We start from the raw sequence: 23,489 nt of genomic DNA, 5'->3' as shown, positions 1-23,489 counted from the left end.
ATACCTAATACTGTAAAATTAACTCTTTAATTAATGTCCTTACTTTGGGCTCCGCTTTTTGGGCGGCTTCCAGCACTTCGTCGTGAGAAATAGTTCCAATGCTGTCTTCATCTCCCATATCTGTGATTACAGAAACACCAAAAGTTTCCACATCCATATGACGCGCCACAATAACCTCTGGGACGGTAGACATTCCCACACAGTCGGCACCAAGAATCTTAACCATCTTATACTCTGCCAAGGTTTCGAAAGTAGGACCTTGCAATCCTAGGTAAACCCCATCTTTTACTTCAATGTTTAGATTGCCTGCCAGCTCTTTAGCTTTCGCAATCATTTTTCTGGAATACGGCTCACTCATATTTACAAATCGAGGCCCAAAACGCTCATCATTTATTCCACGTAAAGGATGTTCCGGAGCAAAATTGATATGATCTTTTATGATCACTATATCCCCAACTTTATACCCTGGATTTACACCACCAGAAGCATTAGACACAATCAATTTATTTATTCCTAAATACTTCATGACCCGAACCGGGAAAGTCACTTCCTTCATGGAATATCCTTCATAGAAATGAAAACGTCCTTGCATGGCAACTACCTTCTTAGCTCCGATTGTTCCAAAAACCAAAGCACCTTTGTGCCCCTGAACCGTAGATACCGGAAAATTTGGAATTTCATTATATGGTAAAGTAAACTCAACGTTCATTTCATCAGTAAAGCTCCCTAAACCTGACCCCAAAATTACGCCGTATTCAGGAGTGAAATCAATTTCTCCCTTTATGTAACTAACCGTTTGTTGTACTTTATCCCACATAATTTAGTATTGTTTTATTAAAGGTATCGCTTTGTCCGAGAAACTGACTTTTTATTGGCAAGTAAAACAGTTGTTCACTTGGAACACTTCCTTTTAATCGCACATAATCTTTCTCCGTCGTCACAATAATTTTATTTATCGATCTGTTTTTAATATTTAATATGTCTTTTTCACTAAAATGATGATGATCGGCAAAAGTCAAACATACGTCATTTTTATCTTTCAAAAAGTTGAAAAATGGATCTGGCTTCGCAATTCCAGCCACTATTAATTTATCTCTTTTTAATATTTCACTTACTTTTAAGGTTTCATTCTCTGAATAAATACAATCATCATAGACGATTGTAGTAAAGTACAATTCTTGATTGTCATCTATTTTCAAGCTGTCTTTAATTTGGTTTTGTTCTTCAACTGAAAGCGAAGCAGGGCATTTTGTAACAATAATTACATTAGCTCTTTTGACTCCGCTTTTGCATTCCCTTAAATTTCCTGTTGGCAACATAAAATCATCAGAATACAAATCACCAAAAGAAGTCAGCATAATATAAAATCCTGCCTTTACTTTTCGATGTTGGAAGGCATCATCCAATAAAATGACTTCCGGCTTTGGCTCTTGCGAAAGCAGTTGTTCAATTCCGTTTTTACGATCAACGTCAACCGCAACTTGAATATTATCAAATTTTTGATAGAACTGAAACGGTTCATCACCTAAACTCTCAGCATTTGAGCTTGCATCAGCCAATATAAAACCTTTAGACTTTCTCTTGTAACCCCTGCTCAAAGTCGCTACTTTATAGCTGTCAGAAAGTAAACCAATTAAATACTCAATTTGTGGTGTTTTCCCAGTACCGCCAACACTTAAATTACCGACAGCGATAATTGGCAAATCGAAGGCATATGATTTCAAAACGCCTCTATCAAAAAGAAAATTCCGAATATTAGTAATCAAACCATATAAAATGGCGAAAGGGAAAAGTATTTTTCGCAGTAAAGTCATAATACGAAAGTATAAATAAATTATCTTTGAAATAAGTATTTTGTACCTTTTGTTTAAAGTTTACAATTACTCATCAATCAAACTTTAACCCTGATACTTTAAACTAAAAATCATGAAAATAAAAGAAATCCTTTCCGTACTTGAAGAAATGGCTCCCATCGCGTATGCTGAAGATTTTGACAACGTAGGTCTTTTAGTCGGGAACTCTGAAACAGAAGCTACTGGAGTCTTGGTTTGCCATGATGCGCTCGAAAGTGTACTAGAGGAAGCTATTTCCAAAAAATGCAATTTGGTAGTCTGCTTTCACCCCATTTTATTTTCAGGCATAAAAAAAATAACGGGCAAAAATTACGTGGAGCGTTCGATAATAAAAGCGATTAAAAATGACATTGCAATTTATGCAGTCCACACCGCTTTAGACAACCACCAAGAGGGCGTTAATAAAATATTTTGCAACGCGCTTGGCTTAAAAAACACTAAAATTTTAATCCCAAAAGAAAATTTCATTCGAAAACTGGTCACCTATACCATCGCTGAAAATGCAGAAAAACTACGGAATGCTTTATTTGATGCCGGCGCAGGCAATATAGGTAACTATGAAGACTGTAGCTTTAGTTCAAAGGGAAGCGGAACCTATATGGGTAATGAAAACAGTAACCCGCAACTAGGAGAACGTTTTGAATTTGTGCAAGGCGATGAAATAAAAATTGAAGTTACGTTTGAAAAGCACTTGGAAAGCAATATTCTAAAAGCACTTTTCAGTAATCATGTGTACGAGGAAGTAGCTTATGAAGTTTATGAACTTCAAAACAAACATCAAAATATAGGCTTGGGAATGGTAGGTGAATTTGAAACTCCCATGGATGAGAAGGATTTTTTGTTATTTGTCAAAGAAAAAATGACATCGGAAGGCATCCGCCATTCGTCTTTTTTAGGAAAACCAATAAAAAAGGTAGCCGTTTTGGGCGGGTCTGGAAGTTACGCTATAAAAAAGGCGATTTCGTCTGGAGCAGATGCTTTTTTGACCGCCGATTTGAAGTACCATCAATTTTATGAAGCAGAAAACCGACTCCTTTTAGCAGATATTGGACATTTTGAAAGCGAACGCTATACAAAAAATTATATTGTTGACTATCTTCGGAAAAAAATCCTTAATTTTGCAATCATTTTATCTGAAGAAAATACAAATCCAGTTAAGTACTTATAGAATATGGCGAATACGAAAGAATTAAGTGTTGAGGACAAGTTAAGAGCAATTTACGACTTACAACTTATTGACTCTAGAATTGACGAAATCAGAAACGTAAGAGGAGAACTTCCTCTTGAAGTAGAAGATTTGGAAGATGAAGTTGCGGGTTTAAGCACACGTTCTGAAAAATTGAAAAGTGAACTTGAAGTTATCGAGGACCTTATCAAAACAAAAAAGAATGGAATTGATGAGCACAAAGAAGCCATCAAAAAATACACAAAACAACAGGAAACTGTTCGTAACAATAGAGAATTCAACTCTTTAACAAAAGAGGTTGAGTTTCAAGAGCTTGAAATTCAATTAGCTGAAAAGCAAATGAAAGAAATGAAGGCTTCTATTGAACACAAGAAAGACACAATCACCCAATCAAAAGAAAGATTAGAAACTAAATCTAATCATTTGAAGCATAAAAAGTTAGAATTGGACGCTATCATGTCTGAAACAGCTAAGGAAGAAGAGTTTTTAACAGAAAAATCTGCTGAATACCAAAACTTAATTGAAGAAAGATTGTTAGCTGCTTACACTAGAATCAGAACAAGCGTTCGTAATGGTTTAGCAGTTGTTTCTATCGAAAGAGGTGCTTCTGCAGGTTCATTCTTTACAATTCCACCACAAACGCAAGTAGAAATTGCCTCCAGAAAGAAAATCATTATCGATGAGCATTCAGGAAGAATACTAGTTGACAGCGTGCTGGCTGAAGAAGAAAAAGAAAAAATGGAAAAGTTATTTTCTAAATTTTAATTATATTTAAGTCCCGATAAACATCGGGACTTTTTTTTATGAAAAAAATAATATATTTATTTTACGCCAAATCTATCGGTGTATATATTAACTTTTTGAGTTTTGTGTTTCCAGAAAAAGCTACGCAAATTGCCTATAATCTTTTTAGCGAGCCCAGAAAAGGGCGATTAATCAAAACTAGTCTTCCCACAGTACTTCAAAATTCCGACAACGAGACTTTTCAGCATAATGGTCATCATTTTCAATCCTACACCTGGAAGGGAAATAACACTGTTATTCTTTTAGTTCATGGTTGGGAGAGTAATGCTTCCCGCTGGGAAAAAATACTACCCTATTTACAAGAATCAGGAAGCACAATTATTGCTATAGACGCTCCCGCTCACGGTTTATCAAGTGGAAAGGAATTTAACATTCCACAATATGCAGAATTCATCCATGTCCTTTTCCAAAAATTTCAGCCTACACATCTTATAGGTCACTCTTTAGGTGCAAAAACCTGTTTGTATTACCAATCGGTATATCAAAATAGTGATCTCCAAAAAATAGTTGTACTAGGCTCTCCCAGCGATTTTAATATAATCCTAAATAATTATATCGCGTTACTAAGTTTAAACTCTATTGTATCAAAAGGTCTTTCAGACCATTATTTAAAAAGTTTCGACCTTAAATTAGAACATTTTTCAGGAAAACTCTTTGTATCTAAAATAAAGACGAAAGGTTTTATCGCTCATGACACCGATGACACTGTTGTATTATTTGCAGAAGCAAAGAAGATAGCTAGCACCTGGAAAAACTCCATTTTAATTGAAACAAACGGATTAGGCCATAGTTTGCACGATGATGATCTTTACAAAAAAATCGCCTGTTTCTTATTTGAAACTGAATAAACTAATTTATTCTACAGCTAATTCAGCCTCTTTCTTGCCTCTTACAGAAATAAACAAAGTAGCCTACAAACGATTAAACAATTTAGTCTTACTTTTGCGGTATGGAAGAAAACCTGAAACGTCTTAACAAATTCATAGGAGAAACTGGATATTGCTCTCGCCGAGAAGCCGACAAGATCATTGAGCAAGGTCGCGTGACTATCAATGGCATCGTTCCGGAGTTGGGCACAAAGGTTTCCCCCAGCGACGAAGTGCGTATCGATGGAAAACTAATCCGTGAAAAAAGAGAAAAATCAGTTTATTTAGCTTTCTATAAGCCCGTCGGAATAGAATGCACTACAAATTTAGAGGTTCGCAACAACATTGTTGATTACATCAATTATCCTAAACGCATTTTCCCAATCGGTAGACTGGACAAAGCCAGTGAAGGATTAATTTTCATGACCAATGACGGCGATATTGTCAATAAAATACTTCGCGCCAGAAATAATCACGAGAAAGAATATACCGTAACAGTCAACAAACCCATCACGGATCGCTTCATAGAAAGAATGGGGAATGGAATTCCTATTTTAGATACTGTAACCAGAAAATGTAAAGTAGAACAAATCAGTAAATGCATTTTCAAAATCATTTTAACTCAAGGCTTAAACCGCCAAATTCGTAGAATGACTGAGTATTTAGGTTATGAAGTAACGGCGCTTAAACGGATCCGTATCATTAATATTTCGCTTGATATTCCTATGGGGAGGTACCGCGATTTGACTGATGCCGAAATAAAAGAATTAAATGCACTAATTGAACCTTCTAGCAAAACGGAAGAAGCGAGTTTTCAAAAAGAGGAAGCGCCAAAAAGAAGAACTGAATTCATCAAAAGGGATGATCCGAGATTTAAAGGAAGAGGAGATTATTAATTATTGTATTTTCCGTCTTCTTGCTTTAACAATTTTTTCATCTATCAAAATAGCCTCCTGAATTTTTTCCTTTAATAACGCGACATCAACTTCGTCAACTGAATTGAAAGTGAATTTTGTGTTTTCAAAAGTTTCATCTAAAAAGGAATCTCCCTTACAAAAACCAATACCAACAGATTTAGACATTTTCTCCCAAGGAATTGTGGCTGGCCATATATAACAAATTCTAGAATGACGGTAGTAGAAAGGAACATTGTAGGTTAATTTCTCTTTACAGTCTTGCATGCATTCGAAAATAATTTTGCGCAAGAAAAGGACTATTTCTAGTTCGCTTTGGGGTAGATAACCTAGAAATTCATCTACTGTCTTACATTGTATCTCTTGTCCGTTTTCCATAATAATAAAAGCCCATTCTCTCGAATAGGCTAGTGTATTTCTAGTTGTTTTTGGCAATTCTCATTTTCCTTGCCAAAAGTGTGTTTTTTAATAACATCGCAATAGTCATTGGTCCTACTCCTCCTGGCACTGGAGTGATAAAAGAGGATTTTTTACTGACATTTTCAAAATCAACATCCCCAGTGATCACATAGCCCTTAGGATTTGAATCATCAGGAACTCGGGTAATTCCAACATCAATAATCACTACTCCATCCTTCACCATATCAGCTTTAAGATAATTGGGCACTCCCAAAGCGGTGATAATAATATCAGCGTTTTTAGTAAACTCCTCAATATTTTTAGTTCTACTGTGCGTAAGAGTCACTGTTGAATCACCAGGATAGCCTTTGCGACTCATTAAAATACTCATCGGGCGACCTACTATATGGCTGCGTCCAATAACTACAGTGTTCTTACCTGAGGTTTCCACTTTGTAACGTTCTAATAATTGCATAATTCCGAAAGGAGTTGCTGGTAAAAACGTTTCCATTTCTAAAGCCATTTTTCCAAAATTAGCAGGATGGAATCCATCTACATCTTTATCAGGATCAATAGCCATCAATATCTTTTGCTCATCGATATGTTTGGGTAAAGGCAACTGAACGATATATCCATCTAACTCGTCATCTGAATTCAACTCCTTTATCTTTTCTAACAGTTCTGCCTCAGTAGTCGTTTCTGGCAAACTTACTAAAGTAGAGTCAAATCCTATTTGTTTGCAAGAACGAACTTTACTGCCAACATAAGTTAAACTAGCGCCATCGTTACCAACAAGTACTGCCGCTAGATGTGGTACTTTGCCTCCCTTATCCTTAATTATTTGCACTTCGGTAGCGATTTCGCTCTTAATATCTTCCGCTGTTTTTTTTCCGTCTAGTAGTTGCATTTTTTAAAAGTTATTTAAAGTACAATTTTCTGATTTTTTAAAAATTGAGCCTTTAGTGGTTATTTATTTTATAAAAAATATGGCTTAAAGTATCCTTTCATATGATACTTTAAACCTTAAATAAATTATCCTTGCATTCCGCCAGGCATTCCTTTCATTCCGCCCATCGTTTTCATGAGGTTTTTGCCCCCCGGCCCTTGCATCATCTTCATCATCTTACTCATTTGCTCAAACTGTTTCATCAGTTGATTGACTTGCTCGATTTTTGTTCCTGAACCTTTTGCAATTCTGGCTTTTCTTTTTACATCTATTACTGACGGCTTGGTTCTTTCGATTGGAGTCATTGAATGGATAATTGCCTCGATATGTTTGAAAGCATCATCTTCAATCTCTACATCTTTCATCGCCTTTGAAGCACCTGGTATCATTCCGACCAAGTCTTTCATGTTACCCATTTTCTTCACTTGCTGAATTTGAGACAAGAAATCATCAAAACCAAACTCATTTTTAGCAATTTTTCTCTGAATTTTTCTAGCTTCATCTTCATCAAACTGCTCTTGAGCTCGTTCTACCAAAGACACAACATCTCCCATTCCAAGGATACGTTCTGCCATACGCACAGGATAGAAGACATCAATAGCATCCATTTTCTCACCTGTACCAACAAACTTAATTGGCTTATTAACGACTGTTTTAATGGATAAGGCGGCTCCTCCACGAGTATCACCATCTAATTTAGTAAGGATTACCCCGTCAAAATTCAATATATCATTAAACGCTTTCGCTGTATTCACTGCATCTTGACCTGTCATAGCGTCCACAACAAACAACGTTTCTTGAGGTTTAATTGCTTTATGAACACGAGCAATCTCGTCCATCATCTCCTTATCAACAGCTAAACGACCTGCTGTATCCACAATCACAACATTAAACCCATTCGCTTTGGCATGTTTAATTGCATTCTGCGCAATTTCAACAGGATTTTTATTTTCTGGCTCTGAATATACCTCAACGCCTATCGAGTCCCCGACAACATATAATTGTTGTATTGCCGCTGGACGATAGATATCACAAGCTACTAATAAAGGCTTCTTATTCTTTTTTGTTAGCAGATAATTAGCTAGTTTTCCTGAAAAAGTTGTTTTCCCAGAACCTTGTAAACCTGACATCAAAATAACTGAAGGTGTATCTGAAAGATTGATTCCAGCTACATCGCCACCCATTAACTCTGTAAGCTCATCCTTTACCAACTTTACCAATAATTGTCCAGGTTGCAGTGTGGTTAAAACGTTCTGTCCAAGCGCTTTCTCTTTTACTCTATTGGTAAAATCCTTAGCAATTTTGAAATTAACATCGGCGTCAAGTAAAGCGCGGCGAACTTCTTTTAAAGTTTCAGCTACGTTTACCTCAGTTATTTTCCCGTGCCCTTTAAGTATATGAAAGGCTTTGTCTAGTTTATCGCTTAAATTATCGAACATGATTTTTTATTTATGAACTGCAAATTTAAGCATTTGATTTTGAAGTTTAAATACTATTCTAAACAAAAAAAGAGCATCTTTTTAAGACACTCTCTTTTTTATAAATTTTAGATCCTATTTTGATTAATCCTTGTCGTCTAAATGCGTTTCCTGTTCCAATAAATCTCTTATTGACTCCCCAATTTCGTGATGCCCGTCGTCATTAGCTGTACTGACTTCGATTAGGCCGTCACCATCTGTATCTGCCAATAAATTTTGGCTGGCTAAAGAGACAAATTTCGCCACAAGAGCATCTAATTGTATTTTGATATTAAGCGTCAGATCATTATTATCAACAGTGAAATCCTTGGATGGATCCCTAAAATCTATTTCTAATTCAACGTCTTTATCACTCCAATAAACAAATTCCTTACCATCAATAGTTCCTTTTATTAAAATACTTTTACCAAACATTTCACCAACCTCAGTACTTGTTTCAAACTTAAATTTTATTTCTTCATATTTAGCATTGGGAATGTCTAACGAAGCAATTGTTTCAATTAGTGTTTTGTTTGCGTCCAATAAATCTAATAAAAAGGGCCCCATCAATTTAACATCCTCATGACTAGACTCCTTCTTATAATTGTCATCATCTTCATCTGTTTCAAATTTAATATTACCGATATTAATCTTAAAATCGGTAATAACTGCCGTTGCTGCCGTTCGTGAAGTAAAAGCTGAAGTAGACACAGCAGATGCTTTTAAAGTAACATTACCATTTTTACCTGTGGCTGAATTATCCGTGCAAGAACTTATCATAATGACAAGTAAAGCTAAAACTAAAATATTTTTCATGATGCCAATATTTATTTGTTCGCACTATTATACAACGAAAAAAACGCCCTTATATTGCAGCCTTTGCAAATATTTATTAAAAAAACTTAACGAATTCTATGGACAATCAGACGATTAATTCTGTATCGAAAGTTTCATAGAGAAGCTTTCGTACAGAACGCCTAGAGCATATATCGTGAAACGCATTCTAATTACAGATTAAATAGTCGCTTAACAGGAGCTTAATGAAGGTAATTTTGCAAGTAATGCTTTAGCTTTGTACAAAACGAAACCATTTTATAAAAGTTACTAAATCAATTTATACCATTATGAACTATAACGACATTATTGGTGCGATAGGTGTTGGCATTATTTTAATCGCTTATTTTTTAAATATATTTTCGCTTATCCCAAAAGAAGGCTTGCTGTATTTCACTTTAAATATAATCGGGGCCTGTATCGCTTGCTATGCTTCGATATTAATAAACTACATTCCATTTATCATTCTTGAGGGTACTTGGGCCGCAGTAAGCCTATTGGCATTAATCCAAACTAGTAAAAAAATTAATTGTTCACAGTAAAAATAGTGAGAGCGACACATTCCCTTTTACTTCGACTTTAATAAATAAAAAAAACGACCCCAAATCGAGGTCGTTTTTTTGATATAATTTTTATTATTTACATTCTTTCCGGGACATTAATACCTAAAAGTTGAAAAGAAGAAGCAATAGTGTCAGCTACTTTTTTTGACAATTGAACTCTGAATACTTTTTCAATTTCCACTTCTGAACCTAATATAGGAACCGTTTGATAGAAAGAATTATACTCACGCACCAAATCATAAGTGAAATTTGCCAATAGTGCAGGACTATGGTTCTGAGCCGCGTTCTGTATCACCTCTGGAAACAATTCCAACTGTTTCAATAATTCTTTCTCTTTTTCATGTAGCGCAAGCATTCCAGATTCACTTGAAAAATCAAAATTAGCTTTACGAATTATCGATTGAATTCTAGCGTAAGTGTATTGTATGAAAGGCCCTGTATTTCCAGCAAAATCTACTGACTCTTCAGGATTGAAAAGGATTCGTTTTTTAGGATCTACTTTCAAAATATAATATTTTAAAGCTCCCAGACCTATCGTATTGTATAATTCTGCTTTTTCTTCGGGAGAGTATGTATCTAATTTCCCTAAGTCTTCAGCGATTTTCTGTGCTGTCTCCGTCATTTCCTGCATTAAATCATCTGCATCTACAACTGTTCCTTCACGGCTTTTCATTTTACCAGAAGGCAAATCTACCATTCCATATGATAAATGAAATAGATTTTGAGACCAATCAAATCCCAATTTTTTCAGAATTAGAAACAACACTTTAAAGTGATAGTCTTGTTCATTACCTACTGTATAAACCATTCCACCCACATCCGAATAATCTTTTACACGCTGAATGGCGGTACCTATGTCTTGGGTCATATAAACCGCAGTTCCATCAGAGCGCAATACTATTTTACGATCTAATCCTTCGTCAGTCAAATCAATCCAAACAGAGCCATCAGGGTCTTTTTCGAAAATACCCTTTTCAAGTCCAATTTGAACCACATTTTTCCCTAACAAATAGGTATTACTTTCATAGTAGTAACAATCAAAATCAACTCCTAAATTTTTATAAGAGATGGCAAAACCATCATAAACCCATTGGTTCATCTTTTTCCAAAGCGAAATCACCTCTTCATCACCCGCTTCCCATTTTAAAAGCATCTCTTGTGCTTCCAGAATAATTGGAGCTTGCTTTTTAGCTTCTTCCTCTGTTTTTCCTTTGCTCATCAATTGAGCTATCTCTACTTTATAGGCTTTATCAAAGGCCACATAGTAATTACCTACTAATTTATCTCCCTTTAAACCTGACGATTCGGGAGTTTCTCCGTTTCCAAATTTCTGCCAAGCCAGCATTGATTTACAAATATGAATTCCTCTATCGTTTATTATTTGAGTTTTATATACTTTTTTACCTGAAGCTTTGATAATCTCTGCAACAGAATAACCCAATAAATTATTACGGACGTGACCTAAATGCAGTGGCTTATTTGTATTTGGTGAGGAATATTCTACCATCACAGCCTTATCATCAGGATTTGGTATAACAAAACCAAATTTCAGATCATCTCTAATTTCATTAAAGAAATTCAAATAGTACTCATCTGAAATCACAATATTCAAGAAGCCCGAAACTACATTGAATCTGGCAACTTCCGCTACATTTTCAACTAGGTAGTTTCCTATTTTATTACCCAACTCTACTGGGTTGCTTTTTACAACTTTTAATAAAGGAAAAATAACCATCGTAATATCCCCCTCAAATTCCTTCCGAGTGGACTGAAATTCAACTTTGTCAATAGCAATGTCAAACAAAGCTTGAATGGCTTTTTCGATTGATGGCGTAAGAATTTGGGATAATGTCATTTTATGTATTTAATTTAAGCTTGCAAATATAGCTATAATGCAGCAATTTGTAAATTGGAAAACAAGATAATTTCTTACTCAAAATAAGGGTTTTTACTCTTTGACTACCACAATACACTAATTTTTTAAATTAAAGTGTAACATTTTTTCTTTTAGCGAGTCTATTAAGTACACTTTAATAGCTGTTTTTAAATACAAGCGAGAATTTTTGTTAAATCATTCCTACTTTCTATTCCAGAACTGTTTCTAGAAAAGCCGTAGGCAAAAAAAACAAAGCCATCCAAAGAAAACAAACAGGCAAAAATGAAACCCGAGGCAGCGGTGGAGTTTTATAAGATTTAGTTTAGATAATTTGTTACCCAAAAAACCCCGGAGTATGCCAACTCCGGGGTTTTTTATATAAAAGAAAACAGTCTTTTTATTGAACTAAAAAACATATGGTTTTACCATTTTATGATGGCACTTCCCCAGGTGAATCCGCTACCAAAAGCAGCCAAAACAACTGTATCTCCTGTTTTTATCTTACCCAACTCCCATGCCTCAGTTAAGGCTATCGGAATCGACGCCGCAGTTGTGTTACCATATTTCTGAATATTATTGTAGACCTGATCGTCATTCAAACCAAATTTCTTTTGAATAAATTGAGAAATTCTTAAATTGGCTTGATGCGGAATCAACATGTCAATATCCGATACTTGCAAATCATTTGATTCTAATCCTTCATTTATCACTTCGGCAAAACGAACAACTGCATTTTTAAACACAAATTGACCGTTCATATAAGGAAAATAACTTTCATCGTCAGGATCATTATCGGCGAGGATGTCAGTTACCCAACGCCCCCCCATTCCTGGGGCCTTTACGATTAATTCTTCGGCATGTTGCCCTTCTGAGTGTAAATGAGTAGAAAGAATTCCTTTGGTCAAATCCTCTTCTCTACTTAAAATAGCCGCTCCCGCTCCATCTCCAAAAATGACAGAAACTCCACGTCCGCGAGAAGTCATGTCCAAACCTGCTGAATGTACTTCAGAACCTATAACTAAAACATTTTTATACATGCCCGTTTTAATATATTGGTCAGCAACCGACAATGCATATATAAAACCTGAACATTGATTCCTTACATCTAATGCACCTACCGTTCTTAAGCCCAAATCACGTTGTACTAAAACTCCAGGGCCTGGAAAATAGTAATCGGGACTTAATGTGGCAAAAACCACAAAATCGATATCTTCTTTGGCAACACCGGAACGTTTAATAGCGATTTCAGCCGCTTTTACCCCCATTGAAGTAGTTGTGTCTTCTCCAGGTATAATATGTCTTCTTTCCTGAATCCCAGTTCTTTCCTGAATCCACTCGTCACTAGTATCAATAGTTTTAGATAAATCGTCATTAGTGACAACATTTGATGGGACATAATACCCTAAGCCCGATATTTTTGAATGGTACATATTATAGTTTTATTAAAATAAGATGCTAAAGTTAAGCATACTTTAAATTCTGGATGGAAAATTACTCTTTTTTTAGCAATGTACAACTTATATCTTTTGTGCGCTACTTCCTGCTATTAGCAATATCTTCATATTCTTGTGTAACAAATCACATTTATTACTAAAACTAGGACTATCATTTATTTAAAAAACACATTATTAGATAAGGTTTTTAGGGGTTTTGTCTATTACGCTATCATCAGCGTTACCGTTTGATTTACTTCTAATTCAGAATCGTTCTCGAAGAAAATTGCTTTCCGGTCAAAAACCGCTTTAATCAAATAATGACTTCCTTTAAAGTACGATTGTTTGACAATCACCTCCATTAAGCCATTATCAACCACTTTAAGTTGGTGAGGATACAACAAAATTATTTCATCATCGCCTTCTTCTACGACGACTAAATGAGATAATTTTAACTCATTAACTTCTCCAAAAAGCGAGGCTACATATTTATTAATTGGATTACTGTACAAACTTTGCGAACCTGCCTTATCAATAATTTTTCCGTCTTGTAAAACAATGGTTTCGTCAGCAAAAGAAAGAGCATCTGTACTATCATGGGTAGCAACAATAACGGTTACTCCCTTTGATTTTAGGTAGGCAAACAAATTGCGGCGAAGTGCATTTTTCCTGAAATTATCAATATGACTGAACGGTTCGTCCAGCAAAAGTATTTCTGGTTCCAAAGCCAAGACTCGCGCAAGAGCCACTCTTTGCTGCTGACCGCCACTCAAATACTTAGTTTTAACATCTGCATATTCAGTCATTTCAACAATTTCCAAGAGCTCTTGGACTCGTTCTTTTTTCTTCTCAGGAAAAACATTAGAAAGAAATTTACCTACATTTTCTGCAACAGTTGTGTAAGGCATCAGATCAAAATCCTGAGATAAATATTTGACAAACGACATGCCCGGAACTAAGTTATACTTTGGACCCAACACTTCCGTTTCATTCCAAATTATATTCCCTTCGTCTAAATCATACAAGCCGTAAATTAATTTTAAAAGCGTACTTTTCCCGCAACCGCTTTCGCCAATCACGGCAATATTCTGCCCTCTTTCGATTGTAAAATTTATATTATGGATCACGCGGCTTTCGGCATAACCAAATGAGATGTTTTGAACTTGAAGCATTTTTATTGTGATGATGTTTTGAGACTGCAAAGATAGTTTTCTTCAACAAGAATCCTTTGTTGAAACAATAATTTAACTGAAAAAGAAAGCCATTTCGTTCTGATAACGAAATGGCTTTATTACTGCTAAAACAAACTAAGTTTTAATTCCCTGCTTCCATTTTGGCATCTTCCTTCATTTTATCATTTGCGGTAATAGCAAACTCTACACGGCGATTTTGGCTTCTTCCGTCTGCAGTATCATTTGTCGCAATTGGATCGGCAATACCTAAACCAGTTACGTTAAACCTACTTGAAGCTAATCCTTTACTAACCAAGTAATCTCTAACAGAAGCTGCTCTTTCTGCCGAAAGTTTCAGATTATAATCCGCAGGACCCGTAATATCTGTATACCCAAATATAGTGATATCAGTGTCAGGATATTCCAGAAAAACAGGAACTAGCTTGTTCAAATTAACTTTGGCTTCAGTCGTTAAACTAGATTTGTTCGTGTCAAAACGTACCGAATTTTCATTTAGAACTAGTTGAATCCCCTCACCTACTCGTTTTACCTCTGCTCCCGGTAGCACTTCGTCAATTTGTCTGGCTTGCTTGTCCATTTTGTTACCAATAACTCCGCCGGCAACACCACCTACAACGCCACCAATTACTGCTCCCATGGCTCCTTTACCGCCTTTACCTACATTATTGCCTAGTATAGCTCCGATTACTGCTCCACTGGCTGCTCCGATTCCGGCACCTCTTTGCGTATTATTTGTGTTCTTTAACGATTCACAACTTGTAAAAAGCGTTCCAATTGACATGGTTAATGCGATCGCTAGTATAGAAAATTTTTTCATAATTGTCTTTTTTAAATGTTTCTTATTAATTAGATTTTTGAAATTGGTAAACTACGTCAATGCTTTTACCGGCAACATTAATTCCTTTGTCAACCAATTGGAAAGAATTCTCAGATTGATTTGCAACCTGCAATACATAACCTGCCCTTACTCTTTTTGCTTTTTCGTCTACATCTAAAACTTTCAAAATAAATTCACCGTCTTTATTAATAAACCAAATTATAGGAGAGCTAAAAACAGGGCAATCAAACTTTGTCAATGCCATATCTCCTTTGTTATTATTTGAAATAAATTTCCATGTACTTCCTTCAAAACATTTTGAATCGGCAATGTCAAAAGAGTTTACCTTAATGTATTCTGAGCCTGGATAAGTCACCGATGTTAAAATCCAGTTTCCCTTTATTGCTACTTGAGTACTTCTATCCAACTTATTAGTTGTTACTGAAGTGGTCTTACATGAAAACAGCGTTAATGCTAAAGCTGTTAAAAGAAATATTTTTTTCATTGTTCTATTATTTTGTATTAAACTAACATAAAGGTACAAAGGGAATTAATAATTATGGTTTCAAAATTCAATAATTTTGTTTCAAAATTAACAGTTACGACAATTTGTCACTTGACTAGGTATTGGTACTCTATTTGAAAGAATTGGCTGAGATTGTAAAACCCTTAAAATTTTAAATATGACAACTGGAAAAATAAATGTTTCGGTGGAAAATATCTTCCCTTTAATAAAGAAGTTCCTCTATAGTGACCACGAGATTTTCTTGCGTGAATTAATTTCAAATGGAACAGATGCGACACTAAAATTAAAGCATCTGACAAATATTGGTGAAACCAACGTAGAATATGGTAATCCAATTATTGAAGTAAAAATTGACAAAGAGGCTAAGAAAATCCATATTACTGACCAAGGTTTAGGAATGACCTCCGAGGAAGTAGAGAAATACATCAATCAACTGGCTTTTTCAGGAGCTGAAGAGTTTCTTGAAAAATACAAAGATTCGACTAAAGATTCTGGCATTATTGGTCATTTTGGTCTTGGTTTCTACTCCGCATTTATGGTTGCTGCAAAAGTGGAAATCATTACTAAATCATATAAAGACGAACCAGCGGCACACTGGACCTGTGACGGAAGTCCAGAGTTCACTTTAGAGCCTGCTGATAAAACTACACGCGGAACTGAAATAATTTTACACCTTGCTGAGGATTCATTAGAATTCCTAGAAGAGTCTAAAATTAAAGGCCTGCTGAACAAGTACAATAAATTCATGCCTGTACCAATTAAATTTGGAACTAGAACTGAAAAAATAGAACAAAAAAAGGGAGAATCTGTTGAAGCGGAAGACAAGGACGAAGTCTTTAAAACCGTTGAAGTAGATAACATCATAAATAACCCAAATCCAGCCTGGACAAAACAACCAACTGAATTGACAGATGAAGATTATAAGTCTTTCTATCATGAGGTGTATCCGGCGCAATTTGAAGAGCCATTATTCCACATTCATTTGAATGTTGATTATCCTTTTAACCTAACTGGTATTTTGTATTTCCCAAAATTGGGTTCTGACTTACAAATTCAGAAGGATAAAATCCAATTGTACCAAAATCAGGTTTACGTAACTGATAATGTAGAAGGAATTGTTCCTGAATTCTTAACGATGCTTAAAGGGGTTATAGATTCACCAGACATTCCATTGAACGTATCTCGTTCAGGTTTACAAGCAGATGCAGCAGTTAAGAAAATATCCAACTATATCACTCGTAAAGTTGCCGATAAATTGAAATCGTTATTCACTGAAAACCGTGAAGATTTTGAGAAAAAATGGAACGATATCAAAATCGTTTTAGAATACGGAATGCTTTCTGAAGATAAATTCTACGAAAAAGCAGCCGCTTTCTTTTTATACCCAACAGTTGAAGACAAGTACTATACACTTGAGGAGTTAAAAGAAAACTTAAAAGACAATCAAACGGACAAGGACGGCAAACTGGTTGTTTTATACGCAGGAAATAAAGATGCACAGCATTCTTACATCGAAATTGCCCAAGAGAAAGGATATCAAGTGCTATTATTAGATTCTCCAATAATTTCACATTTAATCCAAAAACTGGAAGCAGACAATAAGGATGTAACCTTCGTTCGTGTCGATTCAGATCATATCGATAATTTAATCAAGAAAGAGGAAACTACTATTTCTAAATTATCAGAGGAAGAACAAACAAGCTTAAAAACAGTTTTGGAAACAATAGTGCCAAAAGAAACTTATAGCGTACAACTGGAAGCCATGGACAGTCAATCGGCACCGTTTATCATCACGCAACCTGAATTTATGCGTAGAATGAAAGAAATGAGTCAATCTGGCGGTGGTGGCGGAATGTTTGGGATGGGCAATATGCCGGAAATGTATAACTTAGTTGTTAATACAAACTCTCCATTAGCAACAACCATTTTGAATGCAGAAGACAAATCAAATCAAGAACACTTGGTAAAACAAGCTCTTGACTTGGCCAAATTATCACAAAACCTATTGAAAGGGGAAGCTTTGACTACTTTTGTGAAAAGAAGTTTTGAGATGATCAAATAAGTAAACAAGCCATTTTATGAAGAAAAATGCTTTGAATCGCTTATTCCGAAGTTGTTTCGGAAACTATTGAAAATAAAAAATGGACCTGCAAGTAAAAACTTGTGGGTCTTTTTTGTTTGGGAGCAGAACGATTGCTTTTTATAACAACGCCTCGTCCTGCTGTTCATTACAATCCGCGCCAAAAAAAGGCACGGGATTTTCATTTCCATCAGGGCTAATATGGACGTTTTGATTTTCAAGTCAATAAAAAAACCATCTTATAGGTATGTAAAACATCTTTAAAACTTATACTTACTATTATTTTTTGTGCTAAAAATATTATTTATATATTTGACAACAATCAGTCATTCAATAGCAACAACCTACCATTTTAGGCTTGCAGTCGCTATTTTATAACGACTACATAATAGTTGCGCGGCAGCCGTCCGAAGCACACATAGCAAGAACTATCTCATGTTTTTACCAAAATCTATCAAACACCAAAACGTTTTTAAAAACTTATGAAAACACTTCAAACGATATTTTCCGTTCTTTTTTTATTCTCTATCAACCTGTGCTACGGTCAAAACTATAAGTTTGATAAAATAGTAAAAGATAATCTTTACAATCAATATTTTCCCAATAAGGAAGATACTAAACTCTTCAATTCTGAAGATGACTCATATCATATGAACCTATATTACCGTAACGATTCTCTTGTATCTTTTATAATTGATAGAAAAAAAAATCAAATGCATTATTTTTATATTGATAAATCAGATTCCTTAAAGTTCTATTTTATAAAAACAAGAAAATTCAAAGAAAGTGTCAATGAAAATAAACTTGAATTCTCTGAGATAAAAGAAGAAAAAGAAAATAAAGAGATTACTTTAAAAATTCTCAATGAAAGAGAGAAAAAAATTGCGGAATACCAGTTTATTATAAAAGAAACAGACAAAAATTATTTCTCATTAATTAAATCCTCTTTTCTTGAGACAGAAGGAAACAATAAAACAAAACCTCCTTTTAATTTCATAATTTTAGAAGCGAAAGGAAAGAATGAAAGTGGCCGATATATAAAATACAAATTAAAATCTATCAAGGATATTGACTTGAGAGTTACAATACCACATTAAAAACCATTATAAGACCATATATAATTAACCCAATCCTCAAAGCCTTCCTTAAAAGCTTAAATCTCATTAAAAATCGGCATTGCTCTGCGAAGTCTCCCGACTTCGTACCCATTCCAATTAGCAACTATTTCTAATGCAGTTTTTTATAGTTAAACATCATTATATTTGAATAAAAAAAGTAAACAAGACAGATACAAAATCCGCTGTATTAATAGAACTTTTACAAAACTGAAAAAAAAAACATAAAAATATCTTTAGTGAAAAAAATATCTAATACTACAAAAATAACGGGATTAATTTCTATCGGTTTATGGATAATAGCGAGTATTTTATTATTCCCTGAGAAAAATGGGAAAGCTATTATTGTGAGTACTGCTGTGATTATAATAGCTGGATTGTCCTCTCAAATAATTAAAGACAGAAATGTAAATTCGGAACAGTAAGACTAATACTACCTTAGTAAGTACGATGAATAAGTCTAAAAAGGTCTCTAAAAAAAATATTGATAATAAAAACCTTAACCACAATAACTCAATATAAAAACATGAAAAAACTTAATAAAGCACAGATTATCGGAATTGGATTATTTGTTTTAGCTGTTTCAGCTTCCTTTTTAACTGAAAACAACTTTATTGGACCTATATTAGGGATTTTATCTGCTTGTGGAATCGGACTTGTTTTTAAATGGATTCCTTTCAGAAAAAGGAATTTAACGGAATGATTAGACCCCGGCTCCCCGAAGTCTTCCTTAAAACCCTAAATCTCATTAAAAATCAGCATTGCTATGCGAAGTCTCCCGACTTCGTACCCATTCCAATTAGCAACTATTTCTAATGCAGTTTTTTATAGTTAAACATCATTATATTTGAATAGAAAAAGTATACAAGACAGATACAAAATCCGCTGTATTAATAGAACTTTTACAAACTTGAAAAAAAAAACATGAAAATATAAACAGTGAAAAAAATATCTAATACTACAAAAATAACGGGATTAATTTCTATCGGTTTATGGATAATAGCGAGTATTTTATTATTCCCTGAGAAAAATGGGAAAGCTATTATTGTGAGTACTGCTGTGATTATAATAGCTGGATTGTCCTCTCAAATAATTAAAAACAGAAAAGTAAATTCGGAACAGTAAGACTAATATTACCTTAGTGAGTACGATGAATAAGTCTAAAAAGGTCTCTAAAAAAAATATTGATAATACAAATCTTAACCACAATAACTTAATATAAAAACGTTGCTGTGCGAAGTCTCCCGACTTCGTACCCATTCCAATTGACAACTATTTGTAATGCGGTTTTTTATACTGGCTCCTCAAAGCTTTCCTTAAAACCCTAAATCTCATTAAAAATCAGCATTGCTTTGCGAAGTCTCCTGACTTCGTAACTACTCCCCAAAGCCTCCCTTAAAAGCATAATATTTTATTAAAAAGCGGTATTGCTGTACGAAGTCTCATGACTTCGTAACTACTCCTCAAAGCTTTCCTTAAAACCCTAAATCTCATTAAAAATCAGCATTGCTGTGCCAAGTCTCCCGACTTCGTACCCATTCCAATTGGCAACTATTTATAATGCAGTTTTTTACACCTAAACATCATTATCTTTGAATAAAAAAGGCATGCAAGACGGCTACAAAATTAGAGACCAAACCCTACCTCATTTTATAACAGCGACGGTTGTGGATTGGGTTGATGTTTTTACCCGAAAAACTTATAGAGATACGATTATTGAATGTTTGGATTATTGTATTGCAAATAAAGCAATGCATCTATATGGTTATGTCATTATGAGCAATCACACTCATATTATTGTTCAGTCTGGTGACGGACAGTTATCCGATTTATTACGTGATTTTAAAAAATTTACTGCTACAAAAATTATTGAAAAAATAAAAACAGAACCTGAGAGCAGAAGGGAATGGATCTTGGAACGGTTTAAAGTTGCAACGGAAAGTCATATCAGAAACAAAAACCATCAATTTTGGAAATATGGCAATCATCCAGAAGAAATTTATACCAATAAATTTATGTGGTCAAAGCTGGACTATATTCATCTTAATCCTGTCCGTGCCGGTATAGTCGAAAAAGCATCTCAATATATTTATTCTAGTGCTAGTAATTATGTTTTGGATACCGGCTTGTTGAAAATTCAAAAAGCTGATGTTCCTATTGTTGACACACAAAATCCAAATAATTTTACTAGATATAATAAATATTAAGTTTAAAATATGTATTAACAAATAGCAATGGGTACGAAGTCGGGAGACTTCGCACAGCCTCGATAATTGATTAAACCACCTTATAAACAAAGGATAACTATAACCTGAAAAATTAGCGATGGTGAAATTTCGAAGGCAACTACAACCACCGAAAATACTTTTTATAAAAATACACAAGGAGTGATAGGTTTCGAACAAAAAAACGCGACGGTAATTATTTTTTCTTTTAAAAGATAGTTGACACATTTCCCTTTTCTTCAATTTTTGCCCACGACAAGAAATCCAATTGGCGAATTATTAGCAAGATAAATCAACAAAATTTCTATTTGACACGAGATCTGATAAACACAAATTGTGAAAAGGCATTAGGAGAAAAATCGTTTGCTAACAATGAAGATAAAAATGAAGTACTAAGTGATTAAACCATAAAATTAGTGAGTGAAAACGCACTTTATTTTGCAGAAAAAAAGGATGTAATAAATATAGAATCACGAACTTTGTCGCCTAATTTTTAGAAACTAATAATGACCTTAAACATAGAAACTCCGGCCTTACTATTCTCAGCCACCTCGTTAATCCTTCTGGCATACACCAATCGTTTTTTGACCATTGCGTCAATTATTCGTGGTTTAAAAAAGATATATGATGAAAAAGAAAACAAAACCATCTTACTGGAAATTAAAAATCTAAATCTGCGTTTAACCTTAATTCGTTATATGCAACTTTTCGGAGTATGCTGTTTATTCCTCTCTGTTTTCGCCATGTTACTGCTGTTTCTCGATTATCAATTAATCAGCATCTATCTTTTTGGTTTGAGCTTACTGAGCTTACTCATCTCTTTGGGGTTGTCTTTTTGGGAAATCAGTATTTCCGTAAATGCGCTACGCTTGCATTTGAGTGACTTAATGGATTTTGAAAAAAAATAAACAAAAAACCATTCCTGCTTAATGAGTTTTCTAATTTTCATTCTCTCTGAATTGATGTTTCAAAACTAAAAAGTGGCCAAAAGCAATGTCTTCCTAGATAAAAAAGTATCTTCGCAAGCTTTAAATTAAAAAATAATGATTGAAAACAGGGTCTTAAAAGGAGTTTTTTTAGTGGCATTTGGAGCAACCAGTTATGGCATGCTAGCTACTTTTGTGAAAATGGCTTATAACGAAGGATACACCACTGCCGAGATTACCTCGTCTCAGTTTATACTGGGGATTTTAGGAATCTTAGTTATCAATTTGTTTCAAAAAACAAGAACTAAAAACAAAAACAAGACGCAAAAGGCATCGAAGAAAAACATATTCTATTTAATGCTGGCAGGAACTTCTTTAGGAATGACTAGTGTCTTTTATTATTTAGCGGTAAAATACATTCCGGTCTCTATTGGTATTGTTTTATTAATGCAAACCGTCTGGATGGGAGTTTTACTCGAAATGATTTTAGAAAAAAAAACCCCTTCTACCCAGAAAATTATTTCGGTCGTTATCGTATTGATAGGAACCGTTTTGGCTACCAACTTAATCAAAAATGAAATTCCTCTAGATTGGCACGGTATTATGTGGGGAGTTTTGGCAGCAGCCTCATTTACCACGACAATGTTTACCGCCAATCGGGTGGCAACAGAAATTTCTTCAGCTCAGCGTAGTTTATATATGTTGCTTGGTGGAGCAGTAATAGTATTTTCATTTTCGATAGCAACGCAAACTGCCCCATATAACTTTGATATATTTCTTAAATGGGGAATCGTATTGGCCCTTTTTGGGACCATAATTCCTCCTATGCTGATGAATGCCGGCTTTCCCCTTACTGGAATCGGACTAGGAAGTATTGTTTCGGCATTAGAACTTCCTGTTTCGGTAACGATGGCTTATTTCCTTTTGAAAGAAGAAGTAAATAGGACGCAATGGCTCGGCATTATTTTAATAATTTTGGCTATCGTGATAATGAACGTAAATTTTAAAAAGCGAAATAAACAGCGGTCTTTTTAATCCGTAAAACTATTAATTTAATATACCTACATTCGCAACCACAACAAACCCAATTCGCTTCATTATGATTTTACCTTGGCATCTTTACTTAATGGCTTTGATGTATGTAATTGCAGGGCTCAATCATTTTAGAAGCCCTAAACTTTATGAAAAAATAATCCCTCCGTATTTTCCTAAACCAAAATTGCTAAATTTGATAAGTGGTTTTGCTGAAGTACTATTAGGAATAGCGCTATTGATCCCAATGTTATCAAGCTATGCCGCCTGGGGAACTATAGCTTTGCTAATTGCAATTTTCCCTACTCATATCTATATGTACCAAAATGATAAAGCAGGAATGAGATTACCAAAATTCGTTTTACTTTTGCGTATGCCATTGCAATTAGGTTTGATTTATTGGGCCTATATGTATACTTAAAGGAGTAAAACTAGCGCTCTGTT

25 protein-coding genes are annotated in these 23,489 nt (G+C 34.6%); 14 read left to right on the top strand and 11 right to left on the bottom strand.

From position 1 onward, the window contains the following. Positions 1–4: 4 nt before the first annotated feature. Both ACEN2H_RS07160 and lpxK read right to left on the bottom strand, forming a co-directional pair. Entirely contained in the window at positions 5–817 is an 813-nt protein-coding gene (locus ACEN2H_RS07160) for a purine-nucleoside phosphorylase (RefSeq protein WP_441731636.1), read from the bottom strand. Further along, entirely contained in the window at positions 807–1,814 is a 1,008-nt protein-coding gene (gene lpxK / locus ACEN2H_RS07155) for a tetraacyldisaccharide 4'-kinase (RefSeq protein ID WP_441731635.1), read from the bottom strand. Before lpxK ends, ACEN2H_RS07160 begins: the two co-directional genes overlap by 11 nt. Positions 1,815–1,926: 112 nt before the next feature. On the opposite strand from lpxK, the gene ACEN2H_RS07150 reads away from it, so the two are divergent. The 4 genes from ACEN2H_RS07150 to rluF all read left to right on the top strand — a co-directional run bounded on the left by ACEN2H_RS07150 (position 1,927) and on the right by rluF (position 5,605). Next, positions 1,927–3,021: a Nif3-like dinuclear metal center hexameric protein gene (locus tag ACEN2H_RS07150; protein WP_441731634.1), complete on the top strand. Its 1,095-nt coding sequence runs from the start codon at positions 1,927–1,929 to the stop codon at positions 3,019–3,021. Positions 3,022–3,024: 3 nt separating this feature from the next. After that, the gene (locus tag ACEN2H_RS07145; protein ID WP_441731633.1) at positions 3,025–3,804 is read left to right on the top strand and encodes a zinc ribbon domain-containing protein; all 780 of its coding nucleotides are present in this window, start codon (positions 3,025–3,027) and stop codon (positions 3,802–3,804) included. Positions 3,805–3,842: 38 nt separating this feature from the next. After that, positions 3,843–4,691: an alpha/beta fold hydrolase gene (locus ACEN2H_RS07140; protein ID WP_441731632.1), complete on the top strand. Its 849-nt coding sequence runs from the start codon at positions 3,843–3,845 to the stop codon at positions 4,689–4,691. Positions 4,692–4,792: 101 nt separating this feature from the next. Then, positions 4,793–5,605: a 23S rRNA pseudouridine(2604) synthase RluF gene (gene rluF, locus ACEN2H_RS07135; RefSeq protein WP_441731631.1), complete on the top strand. Its 813-nt coding sequence runs from the start codon at positions 4,793–4,795 to the stop codon at positions 5,603–5,605. Here the strand turns inward: rluF and ACEN2H_RS07130 are convergent, their stop codons facing one another. The 4 genes from ACEN2H_RS07130 to ACEN2H_RS07115 all read right to left on the bottom strand — a co-directional run bounded on the left by ACEN2H_RS07130 (position 5,606) and on the right by ACEN2H_RS07115 (position 9,241). After that, the gene (locus ACEN2H_RS07130; protein WP_441731630.1) at positions 5,606–6,058 is read right to left on the bottom strand and encodes a DUF1801 domain-containing protein; all 453 of its coding nucleotides are present in this window, start codon (positions 6,056–6,058) and stop codon (positions 5,606–5,608) included. After that, positions 6,042–6,929 carry a bifunctional 5,10-methylenetetrahydrofolate dehydrogenase/5,10-methenyltetrahydrofolate cyclohydrolase gene (locus tag ACEN2H_RS07125; protein ID WP_441731629.1) on the bottom strand — a complete coding sequence of 296 codons (888 nt, stop codon included), beginning with the start codon at positions 6,927–6,929 and terminating at the stop codon, positions 6,042–6,044. Before ACEN2H_RS07125 ends, ACEN2H_RS07130 begins: the two co-directional genes overlap by 17 nt. Before the next feature lie 125 nt (positions 6,930–7,054). Continuing rightward, positions 7,055–8,407, bottom strand: a complete 1,353-nt coding sequence (gene ffh, locus ACEN2H_RS07120; protein ID WP_441731628.1) for a signal recognition particle protein — start codon at positions 8,405–8,407, stop codon at positions 7,055–7,057. A gap of 123 nt (positions 8,408–8,530) precedes the next feature. Beyond that, positions 8,531–9,241, bottom strand: coding sequence for a hypothetical protein (locus ACEN2H_RS07115; protein ID WP_441731627.1), 711 nt, complete (start codon positions 9,239–9,241; stop codon positions 8,531–8,533). A 308-nt stretch (positions 9,242–9,549) separates the two neighbouring features. Between ACEN2H_RS07115 and ACEN2H_RS07110 the strand changes: the two genes are divergently transcribed. After that, complete coding sequence (locus ACEN2H_RS07110; protein WP_441731626.1) at positions 9,550–9,801, top strand: CBU_0592 family membrane protein; 252 nt, start codon at positions 9,550–9,552, stop codon at positions 9,799–9,801. Between the two features lie 97 nt (positions 9,802–9,898). On the opposite strand, the gene argS is transcribed toward ACEN2H_RS07110, so the two are convergent. The 5 genes from argS to ACEN2H_RS07085 form a co-directional block, all read right to left on the bottom strand. Beyond that, the gene (gene argS / locus ACEN2H_RS07105; protein WP_441731625.1) at positions 9,899–11,677 is read right to left on the bottom strand and encodes an arginine--tRNA ligase; all 1,779 of its coding nucleotides are present in this window, start codon (positions 11,675–11,677) and stop codon (positions 9,899–9,901) included. Positions 11,678–12,120: 443 nt separating this feature from the next. Beyond that, positions 12,121–13,128, bottom strand: a complete 1,008-nt coding sequence (locus ACEN2H_RS07100; RefSeq protein ID WP_441731624.1) for a 3-oxoacyl-ACP synthase III family protein — start codon at positions 13,126–13,128, stop codon at positions 12,121–12,123. 227 nt (positions 13,129–13,355) lie between these two features. After that, complete coding sequence (locus ACEN2H_RS07095; protein WP_441731623.1) at positions 13,356–14,303, bottom strand: ABC transporter ATP-binding protein; 948 nt, start codon at positions 14,301–14,303, stop codon at positions 13,356–13,358. 142 nt (positions 14,304–14,445) lie between these two features. Continuing rightward, the gene (locus ACEN2H_RS07090) at positions 14,446–15,141 is read right to left on the bottom strand and encodes an OmpA family protein (RefSeq protein ID WP_441731622.1); all 696 of its coding nucleotides are present in this window, start codon (positions 15,139–15,141) and stop codon (positions 14,446–14,448) included. Between the two features lie 25 nt (positions 15,142–15,166). Beyond that, the gene (locus ACEN2H_RS07085) at positions 15,167–15,646 is read right to left on the bottom strand and encodes a hypothetical protein (protein WP_441731621.1); all 480 of its coding nucleotides are present in this window, start codon (positions 15,644–15,646) and stop codon (positions 15,167–15,169) included. A 178-nt stretch (positions 15,647–15,824) separates the two neighbouring features. Here ACEN2H_RS07085 and htpG point away from each other — a divergent pair, with 178 nt between their 5' ends. From htpG to ACEN2H_RS07040, 9 genes are all read left to right on the top strand, one after another. After that, positions 15,825–17,729: a molecular chaperone HtpG gene (htpG, locus tag ACEN2H_RS07080; RefSeq protein ID WP_441731620.1), complete on the top strand. Its 1,905-nt coding sequence runs from the start codon at positions 15,825–15,827 to the stop codon at positions 17,727–17,729. A gap of 500 nt (positions 17,730–18,229) precedes the next feature. Continuing rightward, entirely contained in the window at positions 18,230–18,844 is a 615-nt protein-coding gene (locus tag ACEN2H_RS07075) for a hypothetical protein (RefSeq protein ID WP_441731619.1), read from the top strand. A gap of 257 nt (positions 18,845–19,101) precedes the next feature. After that, positions 19,102–19,287 (top strand): hypothetical protein, encoded by a 186-nt coding sequence (locus ACEN2H_RS07070; protein WP_441731618.1) that lies wholly within the window; start codon positions 19,102–19,104, stop codon positions 19,285–19,287. Positions 19,288–19,388: 101 nt separating this feature from the next. Further along, positions 19,389–19,565 (top strand): hypothetical protein, encoded by a 177-nt coding sequence (locus ACEN2H_RS07065; protein ID WP_441731617.1) that lies wholly within the window; start codon positions 19,389–19,391, stop codon positions 19,563–19,565. A gap of 236 nt (positions 19,566–19,801) precedes the next feature. Continuing rightward, complete coding sequence (locus tag ACEN2H_RS07060; RefSeq protein ID WP_441731616.1) at positions 19,802–19,987, top strand: hypothetical protein; 186 nt, start codon at positions 19,802–19,804, stop codon at positions 19,985–19,987. A gap of 482 nt (positions 19,988–20,469) precedes the next feature. Continuing rightward, the gene (locus ACEN2H_RS07055) at positions 20,470–21,069 is read left to right on the top strand and encodes an REP-associated tyrosine transposase (protein WP_441731698.1); all 600 of its coding nucleotides are present in this window, start codon (positions 20,470–20,472) and stop codon (positions 21,067–21,069) included. Positions 21,070–21,593: 524 nt separating this feature from the next. Continuing rightward, entirely contained in the window at positions 21,594–21,995 is a 402-nt protein-coding gene (locus ACEN2H_RS07050) for a DUF2721 domain-containing protein (RefSeq protein WP_441731615.1), read from the top strand. A 135-nt stretch (positions 21,996–22,130) separates the two neighbouring features. Then, entirely contained in the window at positions 22,131–23,048 is a 918-nt protein-coding gene (locus ACEN2H_RS07045) for an EamA family transporter (protein WP_441731614.1), read from the top strand. A 64-nt stretch (positions 23,049–23,112) separates the two neighbouring features. Next, positions 23,113–23,466 (top strand): DoxX family protein, encoded by a 354-nt coding sequence (locus ACEN2H_RS07040; RefSeq protein ID WP_441731613.1) that lies wholly within the window; start codon positions 23,113–23,115, stop codon positions 23,464–23,466. Positions 23,467–23,489: the final 23 nt, after the last annotated feature.

This window comes from Flavobacterium sp. W22_SRS_FP1 (assembly GCF_052113685.1).
GTDB lineage: Bacteria > Bacteroidota > Bacteroidia > Flavobacteriales > Flavobacteriaceae > Flavobacterium.
Note: the sequence above shows the minus strand (reverse complement) of the source record. Positions and strands in the feature narration are given on the sequence as shown.

Coding starts and splice junctions, on each gene's coding strand:
- ACEN2H_RS07160 (WP_441731636.1), bottom strand. CDS start 817: ATGTGGGATAAAGTACAACAAACGGTTAGTTACATAAAGGGAGAAATT.
- lpxK (WP_441731635.1), bottom strand. CDS start 1,814: ATGACTTTACTGCGAAAAATACTTTTCCCTTTCGCCATTTTATATGGT.
- ACEN2H_RS07150 (WP_441731634.1), top strand. CDS start 1,927: ATGAAAATAAAAGAAATCCTTTCCGTACTTGAAGAAATGGCTCCCATC.
- ACEN2H_RS07145 (WP_441731633.1), top strand. CDS start 3,025: ATGGCGAATACGAAAGAATTAAGTGTTGAGGACAAGTTAAGAGCAATT.
- ACEN2H_RS07140 (WP_441731632.1), top strand. CDS start 3,843: ATGAAAAAAATAATATATTTATTTTACGCCAAATCTATCGGTGTATAT.
- rluF (WP_441731631.1), top strand. CDS start 4,793: ATGGAAGAAAACCTGAAACGTCTTAACAAATTCATAGGAGAAACTGGA.
- ACEN2H_RS07125 (WP_441731629.1), bottom strand. CDS start 6,929: ATGCAACTACTAGACGGAAAAAAAACAGCGGAAGATATTAAGAGCGAA.
- ffh (WP_441731628.1), bottom strand. CDS start 8,407: ATGTTCGATAATTTAAGCGATAAACTAGACAAAGCCTTTCATATACTT.
- ACEN2H_RS07115 (WP_441731627.1), bottom strand. CDS start 9,241: ATGAAAAATATTTTAGTTTTAGCTTTACTTGTCATTATGATAAGTTCT.
- ACEN2H_RS07110 (WP_441731626.1), top strand. CDS start 9,550: ATGAACTATAACGACATTATTGGTGCGATAGGTGTTGGCATTATTTTA.
- argS (WP_441731625.1), bottom strand. CDS start 11,677: ATGACATTATCCCAAATTCTTACGCCATCAATCGAAAAAGCCATTCAA.
- ACEN2H_RS07100 (WP_441731624.1), bottom strand. CDS start 13,128: ATGTACCATTCAAAAATATCGGGCTTAGGGTATTATGTCCCATCAAAT.
- ACEN2H_RS07095 (WP_441731623.1), bottom strand. CDS start 14,303: ATGCTTCAAGTTCAAAACATCTCATTTGGTTATGCCGAAAGCCGCGTG.
- ACEN2H_RS07090 (WP_441731622.1), bottom strand. CDS start 15,141: ATGAAAAAATTTTCTATACTAGCGATCGCATTAACCATGTCAATTGGA.
- ACEN2H_RS07085 (WP_441731621.1), bottom strand. CDS start 15,646: ATGAAAAAAATATTTCTTTTAACAGCTTTAGCATTAACGCTGTTTTCA.
- htpG (WP_441731620.1), top strand. CDS start 15,825: ATGACAACTGGAAAAATAAATGTTTCGGTGGAAAATATCTTCCCTTTA.
- ACEN2H_RS07075 (WP_441731619.1), top strand. CDS start 18,230: ATGAAAACACTTCAAACGATATTTTCCGTTCTTTTTTTATTCTCTATC.
- ACEN2H_RS07065 (WP_441731617.1), top strand. CDS start 19,389: ATGAAAAAACTTAATAAAGCACAGATTATCGGAATTGGATTATTTGTT.
- ACEN2H_RS07055 (WP_441731698.1), top strand. CDS start 20,470: ATGCAAGACGGCTACAAAATTAGAGACCAAACCCTACCTCATTTTATA.
- ACEN2H_RS07050 (WP_441731615.1), top strand. CDS start 21,594: ATGACCTTAAACATAGAAACTCCGGCCTTACTATTCTCAGCCACCTCG.
- ACEN2H_RS07045 (WP_441731614.1), top strand. CDS start 22,131: ATGATTGAAAACAGGGTCTTAAAAGGAGTTTTTTTAGTGGCATTTGGA.
- ACEN2H_RS07040 (WP_441731613.1), top strand. CDS start 23,113: ATGATTTTACCTTGGCATCTTTACTTAATGGCTTTGATGTATGTAATT.